Below are 12801 nucleotides of genomic sequence, written 5' to 3'. Positions count from 1 at the left end.
ACGTGGTATAGCCGGGTGTGTCACCCGGCCTGCTGTGATTTTTTGGCGCGCGGCGTGCCTTCTCTGTTCACCCACCGAATCCCGACACAAACCAGCACCAGCGCAATCACATATTTCATCTCAAAGATGTTCTCACCGAGAAATATCGCTGACAGCACGGTTCCGGCAACCGGGATCACAAAGTTAAACGGTGCAATCATACTGACGCGATTGTGCTTGAGTAATACGCTCCATACCGCAAAAGCCACGGATGAGAGTAGTGTCAGATAAGCGAGCACCAGCAGTGCCGTGGTGCTGTGAATCACCAGCTCGCCACCGGTAAAGTAACCCCCTGCCAGCAACACCAGACCGCCAAACGCCAGCTGCCAGCCGGTCATCACCGTAGGATCGACCGTTTGCGAAATACGCTTCCCGTACAGCGTCGCCGCCGACAGAATAAACGCTGCCAGCACCACAAAGCCATCACCCTGCCAGACAAAGCTAAAATCGCTCAGCGAATGGCTAAAGTTCACCAGCATCACGCCGGTAAAGCCGAGAATACAGCCGATGGCTTTGTTGTAGCTCAGTTTGTCGTTCTGATAGATAAAGTGCGCCAGCAAAACGCTAAAGAAGGTCCCGGTGGCGTTCATAATCGAACCCTTCACGCCGGTGGTAAACGCCAGCCCGATGTAGAAGAAAATGTACTGCAGGGAGGTTTGCGTTACGCCAAGTATCGCCAGTTGTGCACATTGCCGGGGATTCAGGCGCGCAACCGGTTTTCGTTGTGCCAGGGCAAAGAGCAATAACAGCAGCCCGGCAAACAGGAAACGGTAGCCTGCAAAGACCAGTTTTGACGGCACATCATCGGTGGCGATATGAAACAGTTCATAGCCGCTTTTTATTGCCGGATAAGAGCTTCCCCACAATAAGCAACACAGGGTTGCACAGGCGTAAGCCACTTTTTTACGGGAAAAAACTGAGGGGGCATCCATTCGCGTCACCAATAATAAAATAGCGTTTTATTTTATTATCCAGAAAGCGCGCAGAATAGCTACCATACAAGGAAAAGATTGTTCAAAGTCGTGATGCAGAAAAGCAAAACGCCGGCACAAGGCCGGCGTCTCGACGCGAACTCAGTAATAAATTACTCAGCTACAACGTTAACAACCAGTTTCGCGAATACTTCGCTGTGAACCTGGAAGTCCACTTCGTGCTCACCGGTGGTGCGCAGAACGCCGTTCGGCAGACGAACTTCGCTCTTAGCGACGGCAACGCCAGCTGCAGTTACAGCGTCAGCGATGTCGCGGGTACCGATGGAACCGAACAGTTTACCTTCGTCGCCTGATTTAGACGCGATGGTAACGTTGCCCAGTGCATTGATTGCTTCAGCACGTGCGTTAGCAGCTGCCAGAACGTCAGCCAGTTTGGCTTCCAGTTCTGCGCGGCGCGCTTCGAAGAATTCAACGTTTTTCTTGGTAGCAGGAACAGCTTTACCCTGCGGTACCAGGAAGTTACGAGCATAACCCGCTTTAACGTTAACCTGATCACCCAGGCTACCCAGGTTTGCTACTTTATCAAGCAGAATAACTTGCATTACCTTATCCTCTTAAAGTCGTTAATAGACAGCGGCCGATTACTGATGACGATCAGTGTATGGCAGCAGGGACAGGTAGCGAGCGCGCTTGATGCAGCGAGCCAGCTGACGCTGGTATTTTGCACGAGTACCGGTGATACGGCTCGGGACAATTTTACCGCTTTCGGTAATGTAGTTTTTCAGCGTAGCGATGTCTTTGTAATCAATCTCTACAACGCCTTCCGCGGTGAAACGGCAGAACTTGCGACGACGGAAATAACGTGCCATTTGGCTAGTCTCCAGAATCTATCAATTCAATCTGCTCGGCATGCAGAACCATTTTGCTCAGGCCGTTCTTTGCCTTGTGGCAAGAAATGAACCCCCGAACGATGACTGCACTACCGACCGTTATACTGTGAGTAATGGCCTGGTTTTGGTGTCCGCTAATAATAACGGGCATTTGGCACCATGCCTGCCGGTGAAAACCGGCTTCCTCCTGCACTGAACGATGCTCAAGCACGAACTGGCAGTGTGGAATTCCTGACGGGCTGACCTTACGAATTGGCGTCCTGCATATTATGCCAGACAGCTCCAGACGATTGGTCATCAGGATTACTCTTCAGAATCCCCAGCTTCGGAATCATCTGCGGTTTCGTTTGCGAAATCTTCGCGACGCTCACGGCGCTCGTCTTTCGCTTTAACCATCGGAGATGCTTCGGTAACAGCGTGCTTAGTACGCATTACCATGCTGCGGATAACGGCGTCGTTGAAGCGGAAGTTTGTTTCCAGCTCATCGATCGCTTCCTGCGGGGCTTCAACGTTCAGCAGAACGTAGTGAGCTTTGTGCAGTTTGTTGATCGGGTAAGCCAGCTGACGGCGGCCCCAGTCTTCCAGACGGTGGATCGTACCTTCTGCTGCAGTGATTGCACCAGTGTAACGTTCGATCATACCCGGAACCTGTTCGCTCTGGTCAGGATGGACCATAAAAACGATTTCGTAATGACGCATCGAATTGCTCCTTACGGATTATTCAGCCTCCTGTCTGGGTCAGCCGCGGCCCATGGAGGCAAGGAACGTGGTTAAAGGGCGGCTGAAAAATTGACGCGTCATAATACGTACGAAAGCCAATTAAGACAAGCAAATTGCGCAAATAATTCGCACTATCCGCAAAGCCGTATTAAGTCAGTGATTTAAAATTAATCAACAACGGTAGCGACGTTTTTTTGAACAACTCCATCAGAAATGGTCGCGATGCCCCGACAGCCAGAGATTACACTTAAGTCAAAGCCATCGATAACCCAAGAGGACCCCGGATTAACGCCAGCATGGCCGACAGAACGTCAGGAGCGTAGAGTATGAAAAACATCATCATTGCTGCATTGGCTGCCGTATTACTGAGCGCAAGCGCGCAGGCAGCCATCAAGATCGATGGGCGCCAGGCACGGAATATGGACGATGTGCAGAGCCTGGGCGTTATCTATATCAACCATAATATGGCGACTGAACAAGAGGCCGATCAGGCACTGAATCAGTTGAGCGATGCGCGAGGCGCAAAATACTTCCAGCCAATCCTGATTCACGAACCGGAAAGCAACGGTCTGATACATGCAGAAGCGGCAATTTACCGCTAACCCCTCTGAATCTTTGACTTCGCCCCGCCACAAGGGCGAAGTCTTAATGCGATTAATAATTATATTATTTATGACTTACCAGCATCACCGTGGCCTGATTTAATCCCCTTTTAATCGCATGATTTCCGGAGTCATTCATGGTTTCGCGCTTACAAATGGCGCTGGAAAAACGCCACCGTTGCCGTTAACGCCTCTGGCGTGATCCGGTGGCCCACGCCTTTCTGCCAGACGCAGGTCAGATCTGCGCTGTGCTGAAGCGCCTGCTGCAAGCGGAACGTCCCTTCAGGGGGGACAATATCGTCCTCCTCACCGTGCCACAGCAGCAGCGGTCTGTCAGCCACCGCGCTGAGATCGTGGTCAACGTCCCATTCAGCTAGCTGCTCAGTATCAAATTCCGGAGACGGAAACAGGCTCTGCGAGAGAGAAGTAAAATAGCCGGAGCCCATCAGACAGGCCACGCTTTTTAGCTCCCGATGATGGGTCATGATCCCCAGCGCCGCCATTCCGCCCATCGACGCCCCACCGACACCCAGCCGTTCACCCTCGACCCAGCCCTGTTCGAAAACCGCCTCGCGCAGCGCCGGAAACTCGCTAAAGCTTTGCAGCAGAATCGGCCAGAAACGCTGCATCCGCCCGCGTTCATCCCCATCGTAACGCGCACCATGATCTGCGGCATCGGGCATGATAACCCGAAAACCAGCTTCCGCCAGCGCTACGGCAAAGTAGCTATATACCCACTTCGAGGAGGTAAAACCATGATAAAATATGATGCAGGGCAACGGTTTATCCAGTGCGTCCTGCGGGCAGGCGTGCAGCACTTCTCCCCCCGCGAGGTGGCGTATTTCGAGAGCAATCATTGACCATCTCCTTTCACTAAGGGGCGATATACCCAAGACAGGTATATTCACCAGGAAACCAGGTTCACGATGATTCATAATGTTGAGAACCAGATTACGCTTTCACGATATTTTCATTCGAAATTCGCGTCCGAGATAACACTTCGGGAACATTCCCCGGAAATGACATTCAGGCTACCACTACACTATGAATATCAGGAAACGAGATATGGTTATGCGTAGGTTTACACCGTGGTTGCTGGTTCTCGCCTTAACTGGCTGTAGTGCCCTACAGGGAACGCCAGAAGCGCCGCCACCCGCAACCGACCATCCGCAAGAGATCCAGCGTAATCAGACGCAGGGTCTACAGAAGATAGGGACAGTGAGCGTATTACTGTATGGCTCACCGATGGATGTAGAAGCTGCGCTAAAAGTCAAAGCAGAGACAGCGAAAGCGGATTACTACGTCATCATTATGATTGATGACACCATGGTTCCCGGCCAGTGGTATTCGCAGGCGATTTTATACCGTAAGTAACGGTTGAAATTTAACCCAGATTTACACTGCTTTGCATCCATTCACGTTCTCCTGTGCATAATAACGTTCAGCCAGCCATACCCTGGCAGAACGTTAGCAACGGACTGCCCTCAGGACTACGTGAAATGGAGCTGACGATGAAACGATCTTTTACCCTACCCAGTCTGCTGCTGAGCGCAGCAACTGCCAATACCACGGCACAATCAGCGGAATTCGCCAGTGCAGATTGCGTCACTGGCCTGAATGAAATTGGCCTGATTTCCGTGAACAATATTGCCGGCAGCCAGCAGGACGTTGAACACGCCATCGCCGTGAAGGCCGATGAGCAAGGCGCGTCGTGGTACCGCATCGTCCAGATGTACGAAGAGCAGCAGCCGGATAACTGGCGGGTACAGGCGATTCTCTACGCCTGAGGTGCCTGGCGCCCTCGTCCCATCGCACGGAGCAATAAATCATCCAGCGTCGGCGCATCCAGACGCATACCGCCGCGCGTGTCGAGCATCATACGGCACCAGGCTTCCGCCAGCGGCGGTGAGGCGTAACGCAGCATCTGCGCCCCGACACCGAGCATATAAACCAGACGGGTAATCTCTCTGCCTTGCTCTTCGGTGGGCCGCCGTAACAGCTGTTGCAGCTGCCGCCAGGCGCGGTCAAAATGACGATTCTGCCCTTTCACTTCCGCACACTCTGCCGCCAGCAGCTCCTGCGCCGCGGGGTGCTTACTCAGCACCCGCATCACGTCCAGGCACATAATATTGCCGGAGCCTTCCCAGATGCTGTTGACCGGCATTTCGCGATACAGGCGCGGTAGCTCACTCTCTTCGCAATAGCCAATACCGCCCAGCACTTCCATCGCCTCCGCAACGAACGGCATCCCGGCTTTACAGATGGCAAACTTCGCCGCCGGCGTCCACAACCGGGCCCACAGCACCTCATTAACGTCATCACGGCCATCCCATGCCCGCGCCAGACGGAACAGAAAGGCGGTTTGCCCCTCCAGACGCAGCGCCATTTGACCCAGCACCTGACGCATCATCGGCTGATCGACCAGGTGTTTCCCGAAGGCCTGACGTTGCAGCGCATGATACAGCGCCACCGAGTACGCCCGGCGCATTAAGGCGTGGCTACCCAGCGCACAGTCAAAACGGGTCAGACCGCCCATTTTCAGGATCTGCCGCACACCATCGCCTTCGTCGCCAACCAGCCAGCCATGAGCCTCAAAAAGCTCCACTTCGCTGCTGGCATTAGAACGATTTCCCAACTTATCTTTTAGCCGTTCAAGGTGCAGCGCATTACGCTGCCCATCGGGAAGCAGGCGGGGCACGAAAAAGCAGGAGAGGCCTTCCGGCGCCTGAGCCAGCACCAGATGCGCATCGCTTTGCGGAACCGAGAAAAACCACTTATGTCCAGTCAGAAGATAAAAACCTTCCGCCGTTTTGTCTGCCCGGGTGGTGTTAACCAGAACATCAGATCCCCCCTGCTTTTCCGTCATTCCCATGCCAATCAACACCCCACGTTTCTGCGGGCCTGGGGCAAGATGCGGATCGTAGCGATCGCTTAACAGCGGTGACAACCAGTCGCTGAACGGTTCAGGCACGGCCCTCTGCAACAGCGGCGTGGCGGCGAACGTCATGGTTATCGGGCACAGCGTTCCCGCTTCCACCTGAGCATGGAGCAAAAAGCGGGCGGCACGCGCGACAAACGCCCCGGTTCGGGCCTCGTCCTGCCAGGCAAGGTTATGGACCTGGTTGGCACACAGCCCCTGCATCAGCAGGTGCCAGGCGGGGTGAAAGCGGACATCATCCAGCCGGTTGCCGCAGGCATCGTAGCGGAGCAACTCCGGCGGGTTGCTGTTCGCCAGTCTCCCCAGCTCCAGCGATTCCGCAGTCCCCAACTGCTGGCCGATGCTGGCCAGTAAATCGCTATCCCATCCCGCCCCTTCGCGGCCTACCGCTTCGCGCAGGGCGGTATCTGACAGGAACAGGTTGCTATTGCACAGCGGCGTGGGTTGGTTAAAGACGGTATGCGTCTGCCAGTGCATGGTGTATCCCTCCCTCAATGGCGTTGCCATTAAGTATGGTCACCCTGGACCAACCTCGCCCGCGAAAGCAGTCACAAAAAAGCCATCCCGAGGGATGGCTTTGCGTTTTGCTGTTAGCAGATCAATGTGTTTAGCTACGTTGACGCACCGCTTCAAACAGGCAAATACCGGTCGCTACCGAGACGTTCAATGAAGAAACGCTGCCGGCCATCGGGATGCTGATCAGCTCATCGCAATGTTCGCGAGTCAGACGACGCATGCCTTCACCTTCTGCGCCCATCACCAGTGCCATCGGGCCGGTCATTTTGCTCTGGAACAGCGTGTGGTCAGCCTCACCAGCGGTCCCGACAATCCAGACGTTCTCTTCTTGCAATAAACGCATAGTACGTGCCAGGTTTGTCACGCGGATAAGTGGAACATTCTCCGCCGCGCCACAGGCAACTTTTTTCGCCGTCGCGTTGAGCTGTGCAGAGCGGTCTCTCGGCACAATCACCGCATGAACGCCGGCAGCATCAGCGCTACGCAGGCAGGCGCCCAGGTTGTGCGGGTCGGTGACGCCATCCAGAATCAGCAGGAACGGCTGATCGAGGGAGGCCAGCAGATCAGGCAGATCGTTCTCCTGATACTGCCGTCCCGGTTTCACGCGGGCGATGATCCCCTGATGTACTGCACCTTCGCTTTTCTCGTCAAGGAACTGACGGTTAGCGACCTGAATCACCACACCCTGCGCTTCCAGGGCGTGAATCAACGGCAGCAGACGTTTATCTTCACGGCCTTTCAGAATATAAACTTCCTGAAAACGCTCTGGAGCGCGTTCAAGCAGGGCCTGCACCGCGTGGATGCCGTAAATCATTTCACTCATTGATGTACTCGTTACGTGTTGGTATTGCCGTTACGGCTTTGCAGACCGGGCGCCCCGGCCTGCAACATTGATCGATGCTTATTCAGCGACTTTTTTCTTTGCCGCGCGTTTCGCCTTGGTCGCCGCCGCGATTTTCTGCGTCTTGGCTGACGGCTTTTTAGCGGCCTTGTCTTTCTTCGCTTTCGCCGGCTTCGGTTTACCCTTATCACCACGGAAAGCGCTGTCTGGCTCGAAGTTCACCTGCTTGCCCGCCTGACGACGACGGCCGGAAGGTTTACCCGTGGTGTTCGCCTTTTTGGTCTTCTCCCGCGCGGTCTTGCCAACGTTGCGCGGACCGCGCTCGCTGGAGATCAGCGAGAAATCGATCTTGCGCTCATCCATATTGACCGCTTCCACGCGGACTTCCACGCGATCGCCCAGACGGTAAGTCTGGCCACCGGATTCGCCGATCAAGCGTTGCCCGACCTGGTCGAAACGATAGTAGTCATTATCAAGGGAAGAAACATGAACCAGACCATCGATAAACAGTTCATCAAGGCGCACGAAGAAACCAAAACCGGTGACGCTAGCAATCACGCCTTTAAAGACGTTGCCCACCTGATCCAGCATGAAATCACACTTCAGCCAGTCAGACACTTCACGGGTGGCCTCATCGGCACGGCGCTCGGTCATCGAGCAGTGCGCGCCAAGCTGCAGCATTTCGTCCATGCTGTAGTGCCAGCCGCCGGTTTCGGTGCTGTTGCCTTTATGACCCTGCTCTTTCGCCAGCAGGTACTTGATCGCCCGGTGCAGCGACAGATCCGGGTAACGACGAATCGGTGAAGTGAAGTGCGCATAGGATTGCAGCGCCAGGCCAAAGTGACCGCGGTTTTCCGGATCGTACACCGCCTGCTTCATGGAACGCAGCAGCATCGTCTGCAGCATTTCATGATCCGGGCGGTCAGCAATCGAAATCAGCAGCTCAGCATAGTCTCGCGGCTCTGGCTTATTGCCACCAGGCAGCTCCAGCCCCAGTTCCGCCAGCACGGAGCGGAACGCGGTAATCGCTTCGGTGCTCGGCTTATCGTGAATACGGAACAGCGCAGGCTCCAGCGCCTTCTCAACAAAGCGCGCGGCGGAGATGTTCGCCAGAATCATGCACTCTTCAATCAGCTTGTGCGCATCGTTGCGCTGCGTCTGCTCAATGCGTTCGATACGACGTTCAGCGTTGAAGATGAACTTCGCTTCTTCACTCTCAAATGAGATCCCACCGCGTTCTTCACGGGCGCTATCCAGCACTTTATAGAGAGTGTGAAGCTCTTCAATATGCTTCACCAGCGGCGCATAGTGCTCACGCAGCTCCTGATCGCCCTGTAGCATATGCCACACTTTGGTATAGGTCAGGCGCGCGTGTGAACTCATCACCGCTTCATAGAATTTATATCCGGTCAGGCGCCCTTTGGAGGAGATAGTCATCTCACATACCATGCACAGGCGATCGACCTGCGGGTTCAGGGAACACAGGCCGTTGGAAAGCACTTCCGGCAGCATCGGGACAACCTGAGATGGGAAGTAGACCGATGTTCCGCGGCTACGTGCTTCCGCATCCAGCGGCGTGCCGGGGCGGACATAGTAGCTGACATCGGCAATGGCAACCCACAGGCGCCAGCCGCCACCGCGTTTTTTCTCGCAGTAGACCGCATCATCGAAATCGCGGGCATCTTCGCCGTCGATCGTTACCAGCGGCAGGTCACGTAAGTCCACGCGACCCACTTTCGCCTCTTCCGGTACCTGCTCTTTCAGCACCGAAACCTGCTTTTCCACCGCCGGCGGCCAGGTGTACGGGATTTCGTGGGTGCGCAGCGCCATATCAACAGCCATGCCGGTGCCCATGTTATCGCCCAGCACTTCAACAATTTTGCCGATGGCTTTGGTACGACGGGTCGGGCGTTGGGTCAGTTCAACCACCACCACAAAGCCCATCCGCGCGCCCATTACCTCTTCCGGCGGAATTAAGATATCAAAGCTCAGACGGCTGTCGTCCGGCACGACGAAACCGACGCCGGCGTCAGTGAAGTAGCGGCCGACAATCTGGCTGGTTTTCGGTACCAGAATGCGCACCACGCGCGCTTCGCGGCGGCCTTTACGATCGGCACCCAACGGCTGCGCCAGGATCTGATCGCCATGAATACACATTTTCATCTGCTCAGAAGAGAGATAAAGGTCGTCTTTGCGTCCTTCGACGCGCAGGAAGCCATAGCCATCACGATGGCCGATAACGGTGCCTTTAAGCAGGTCAAGACGCTCCGGCAGCGCGTAGCACTGGCGGCGGGTAAAGACCAGCTGTCCGTCACGCTCCATCGCGCGCAAACGACGACGCAGCCCTTCGAGCTGCTCTTCTCCTTCGATATTCAGTTCTATCGCCAGCTCTTCACGGCTGGCCGGTTTTTCACGTTTTGTTAAATGATCGAGGATAAATTCCCGGCTTGGGATTGGATTCGCATACTTTTCAGCTTCGCGGTCCTGGAAAGGATCTTGTGACATGTCGGTTCCTCCGTTGTCATCTCTGATGTGAGTTTACGTCACTCCACCAGTAATAATTTATAAAGCGGTTGATTTTCTTCAACCAAATCAGCCAGCGTGTAGTTATCTAGTTCCTTAAGAAAACTTTGCGCAGCTTCAGCAAGCGCCTTTTTCAGGCGGCAGGCGGGAGTAATGTGGCAAAATTCGCTGCTGCAATTGACCAACGATAGCGGCTCCAGATCGCGGACAACATCACCAACACGAATAGCTTGCGCTGGTTTACCCAGGCGAATCCCCCCGTTTTTCCCCCGCACGGCCATAACGTAACCAGCACGGCTTAACTGATTGATTATTTTAACCATATGATTACGGGAAACGCCGTAAACCTCCGTCACTTCGGAGATACTCGTCATTCTTCCATCCGGCAACGACGCCATGTAGATCAGCGCACGTAATCCGTAATCCGTAAAACTCGTTAACTGCACATCAACCTCAGGGTAAGGGGGAACGGTCAGTACTCGGGCTTCAGGTTGCTGCGCGAACGGGCGCATCCTGAATGCTTTAGAGCATTGATCCTCGGGTAAAAACGATATTGATACTGTATTGATGATAAACCAGCCAGCGCTCAGGCCGCTAATTTATTTGAAATGGGGCGGGTGAACAGCAAAAACAAGGGCGCCTGAACGGCGCCCCAGGTCATTGATTATGCGTCGAACGGATCGCGCAGAATCATCGTCTCAGTACGGTCAGGACCGGTAGAGATGATATCAACCGGTACACCGGTCAGCTCTTCAATACGAGCGATATAGTTCAGCGCCGTCTGCGGCAGACCGCTACGTGTTTTCATACCGAAGGTGGTTTCAGACCAGCCCGGCATGATTTCATAGATCGGCTCAATGCCTTCCCAGTTATCAGCCGCCAGCGGCGTAGTGGTCACTTCGCGGCCATCTGGCATACGGTAACCGACGCAGATTTTCACTTCTTTCAGGCCGTCCAGCACGTCCAGCTTGGTCAGGCAGAAGCCAGACAGGGAGTTGATCTGCACCGCGCGACGGATCGCTACGATATCCAGCCAGCCGGTACGACGACGACGGCCAGTGGTGGCACCGAACTCGTTACCCTGCTTGCACAGGAACTCGCCGGTTTCATCGAACAGCTCTGTCGGGAACGGACCTGCACCAACGCGAGTTGAGTAGGCTTTGATGATCCCCAGAACATAATCAACATAACGTGGGCCCAGACCGGAACCTGTCGCCACGCCACCTGCAGTGGTGTTGGACGAGGTGACATACGGATAGGTACCGTGGTCGATATCCAGCAGAGTACCCTGTGCGCCTTCGAACATCACGAAGTCGCCACGCTTGCGCGCCTGGTCCAGCAGATCGGACACATCAACAACCATTGCCGTCAGGATGTCGGCAATCGCCATCACATCATCCAGCACTTTCTGATAGTCAACCGCTTCTGCTTTATAGAAATTCACCAACTGGAAGTTGTGATATTCCATCACTTCTTTCAGTTTGTCAGCAAAGGTGGCTTTATCAAACAGGTCACCCACGCGCAGACCGCGACGTGCGACTTTATCTTCGTAGGCAGGGCCGATACCGCGACCGGTGGTACCGATAGCTTTCGCGCCACGTGCTTTCTCACGAGCAACATCGAGTGCGACGTGATAATCGAGGATAAGCGGGCAAGCTTCAGACAGCAGCAGACGCTCACGAACAGGGATACCACGGTCTTCCAGACCTTTCATCTCTTTCATCAGCGCAGCTGGAGACAGCACAACACCATTACCGATGATGCTGGTAACGTTTTCGCGGAGAATACCTGATGGAATAAGATGGAGGACGGTTTTTTCACCGTTGATTACGAGAGTATGGCCAGCGTTGTGACCACCCTGGTAGCGCACAACATATTTAGCCCGTTCAGTCAGGAGATCGACGATCTTCCCTTTACCTTCGTCACCCCATTGGGTGCCCAGTACGACGACGTTGTTACCCATTTTTCAAAATCACCGTTTGCTTAAAAATGGATTCTACCATCGCTTTTTCAGAGTTACAGCACTTTTTGCAGTCAATATCAGGCAAGTCTGACCACTTTTTGATCAGTTTAACGATTTCGTCAACATGTAGTAGATGACAAACCCGGCGACCACAAGACCACCGCCAAAACGGCGTAATAAATTATCAGGAAGCTGGCTCATCGTCGCAATCATTCGCCGCCAGGCACGTGGATAAAGCAGTGGCCCGAGCCCTTCCAGAACTAAAACCAGCGCCAGTGCCAGCCAGATTGTTGAATTCATTATTGACCCTTATCTGTAAAACGAACCCGCCGCGATGCAGAAGCCCCGCTGCATATCATTGTTGTGTTCACCCTCACTTCATATTGTCTGGTATTTCCTCCGTTTTATGAACTTCTTTTATGAAATAAAATTCATAACTCGTTGTATTGAAGGTTATTTTCAAAATTGCAACTATGCCATCGCGTATCCATGGGGGTGCGCACATACCATAACTAATTAGGATGATTAGCATGAGAGAATTAACTGCGATTGAAATCGATGCCGTAAGCGGCGCTGGATGGCTGCAAAATGGTCTTGCTGCTCTGGGTGAGCAAGCAGGGGCGGCAATATGGTCGCTCGGCGGCAACGTTCTGACTATTGATCTGCCGATTATTGGCTCAATAAATATTGCGGATATTGCACCTGATCTCGGTAAAACCGTAGGCCACACTGCAGGATCGGTCGTTGGTGGTGCTATTGAAAGCACGCTGGCAGGTGTGCCGGTTATAGGTGGTCTGCTGAATAAACTACTCGGCAACTAAAACCATTGTCGCGTTA

16 protein-coding genes are annotated in these 12801 nt (G+C 54.1%); 4 read left to right on the top strand and 12 right to left on the bottom strand.

Translation table 11 applies throughout. The features are described 5' to 3' along the window. Nucleotides 1-20: 20 nt before the first annotated feature. From ACMYSO_RS16145 to rpsF, 5 genes are all read right to left on the bottom strand, one after another. Complete coding sequence (locus tag ACMYSO_RS16145) at nt 21-971, bottom strand: DMT family transporter (protein ID WP_434665906.1); 951 nt, start codon at nt 969-971, stop codon at nt 21-23. Nucleotides 972-1123: 152 nt separating this feature from the next. Further along, nucleotides 1124-1573: a 50S ribosomal protein L9 gene (rplI, locus tag ACMYSO_RS16140; protein WP_041143727.1), complete on the bottom strand. Its 450-nt coding sequence runs from the start codon at nt 1571-1573 to the stop codon at nt 1124-1126. A 39-nt stretch (nt 1574-1612) separates the two neighbouring features. Continuing rightward, nucleotides 1613-1840 carry a 30S ribosomal protein S18 gene (gene rpsR / locus ACMYSO_RS16135; protein ID WP_002210155.1) on the bottom strand — a complete coding sequence of 76 codons (228 nt, stop codon included), beginning with the start codon at nt 1838-1840 and terminating at the stop codon, nt 1613-1615. Nucleotides 1841-1844: 4 nt separating this feature from the next. Further along, nucleotides 1845-2159 (bottom strand): primosomal replication protein N, encoded by a 315-nt coding sequence (gene priB, locus ACMYSO_RS16130; protein ID WP_041143726.1) that lies wholly within the window; start codon nt 2157-2159, stop codon nt 1845-1847. Between the two features lie 5 nt (nt 2160-2164). Then, nucleotides 2165-2560, bottom strand: coding sequence for a 30S ribosomal protein S6 (gene rpsF, locus ACMYSO_RS16125; protein ID WP_004098001.1), 396 nt, complete (start codon nt 2558-2560; stop codon nt 2165-2167). Nucleotides 2561-2907: 347 nt separating this feature from the next. Here rpsF and ACMYSO_RS16120 point away from each other — a divergent pair, with 347 nt between their 5' ends. After that, nucleotides 2908-3183 (top strand): DUF1471 domain-containing protein, encoded by a 276-nt coding sequence (locus ACMYSO_RS16120; RefSeq protein ID WP_123757859.1) that lies wholly within the window; start codon nt 2908-2910, stop codon nt 3181-3183. A 149-nt stretch (nt 3184-3332) separates the two neighbouring features. Here ACMYSO_RS16120 and yjfP read toward each other — a convergent pair whose 3' ends face one another. Then, nucleotides 3333-4040 carry an esterase gene (gene yjfP, locus ACMYSO_RS16115; protein ID WP_434665905.1) on the bottom strand — a complete coding sequence of 236 codons (708 nt, stop codon included), beginning with the start codon at nt 4038-4040 and terminating at the stop codon, nt 3333-3335. A gap of 208 nt (nt 4041-4248) precedes the next feature. Between yjfP and bsmA the strand changes: the two genes are divergently transcribed. After that, nucleotides 4249-4557 (top strand): biofilm peroxide resistance protein BsmA, encoded by a 309-nt coding sequence (bsmA, locus tag ACMYSO_RS16110; RefSeq protein WP_222618205.1) that lies wholly within the window; start codon nt 4249-4251, stop codon nt 4555-4557. 137 nt (nt 4558-4694) lie between these two features. After that, complete coding sequence (gene yjfN, locus ACMYSO_RS16105) at nt 4695-4970, top strand: DUF1471 family protease activator YjfN (protein ID WP_174509889.1); 276 nt, start codon at nt 4695-4697, stop codon at nt 4968-4970. On the opposite strand, the gene ACMYSO_RS16100 is transcribed toward yjfN, so the two are convergent. The 6 genes from ACMYSO_RS16100 to ACMYSO_RS16075 form a co-directional block, all read right to left on the bottom strand. After that, entirely contained in the window at nt 4961-6598 is a 1638-nt protein-coding gene (locus tag ACMYSO_RS16100) for an isovaleryl-CoA dehydrogenase (RefSeq protein WP_434665904.1), read from the bottom strand. The two genes, yjfN and ACMYSO_RS16100, sit on opposite strands and share 10 nt — an antisense overlap. Before the next feature lie 130 nt (nt 6599-6728). Continuing rightward, entirely contained in the window at nt 6729-7460 is a 732-nt protein-coding gene (gene rlmB, locus ACMYSO_RS16095; RefSeq protein WP_123757853.1) for a 23S rRNA (guanosine(2251)-2'-O)-methyltransferase RlmB, read from the bottom strand. Between the two features lie 78 nt (nt 7461-7538). Next, entirely contained in the window at nt 7539-9983 is a 2445-nt protein-coding gene (gene rnr, locus ACMYSO_RS16090; RefSeq protein ID WP_434665901.1) for a ribonuclease R, read from the bottom strand. 38 nt (nt 9984-10021) lie between these two features. After that, entirely contained in the window at nt 10022-10447 is a 426-nt protein-coding gene (gene nsrR / locus ACMYSO_RS16085; protein ID WP_123757981.1) for a nitric oxide-sensing transcriptional repressor NsrR, read from the bottom strand. A gap of 218 nt (nt 10448-10665) precedes the next feature. Further along, a complete protein-coding gene (locus ACMYSO_RS16080) occupies nt 10666-11964 on the bottom strand; it encodes an adenylosuccinate synthase (protein WP_434665898.1) in 1299 nt (432 codons plus the stop codon). Between the two features lie 102 nt (nt 11965-12066). After that, nucleotides 12067-12264 carry a DUF2065 domain-containing protein gene (locus ACMYSO_RS16075; RefSeq protein WP_434586655.1) on the bottom strand — a complete coding sequence of 66 codons (198 nt, stop codon included), beginning with the start codon at nt 12262-12264 and terminating at the stop codon, nt 12067-12069. A gap of 230 nt (nt 12265-12494) precedes the next feature. On the opposite strand from ACMYSO_RS16075, the gene ACMYSO_RS16070 reads away from it, so the two are divergent. Further along, nucleotides 12495-12785: a hypothetical protein gene (locus ACMYSO_RS16070; RefSeq protein WP_434665895.1), complete on the top strand. Its 291-nt coding sequence runs from the start codon at nt 12495-12497 to the stop codon at nt 12783-12785. The last annotated feature ends 16 nt before the right edge of the window (nt 12786-12801 follow it).

The sequence above is a fragment of the Klebsiella sp. B345 genome (genome assembly GCF_051131735.1).
Taxonomy (GTDB): domain Bacteria; phylum Pseudomonadota; class Gammaproteobacteria; order Enterobacterales; family Enterobacteriaceae; genus Klebsiella.
Note: the sequence above shows the minus strand (reverse complement) of the source record. Positions and strands in the feature narration are given on the sequence as shown.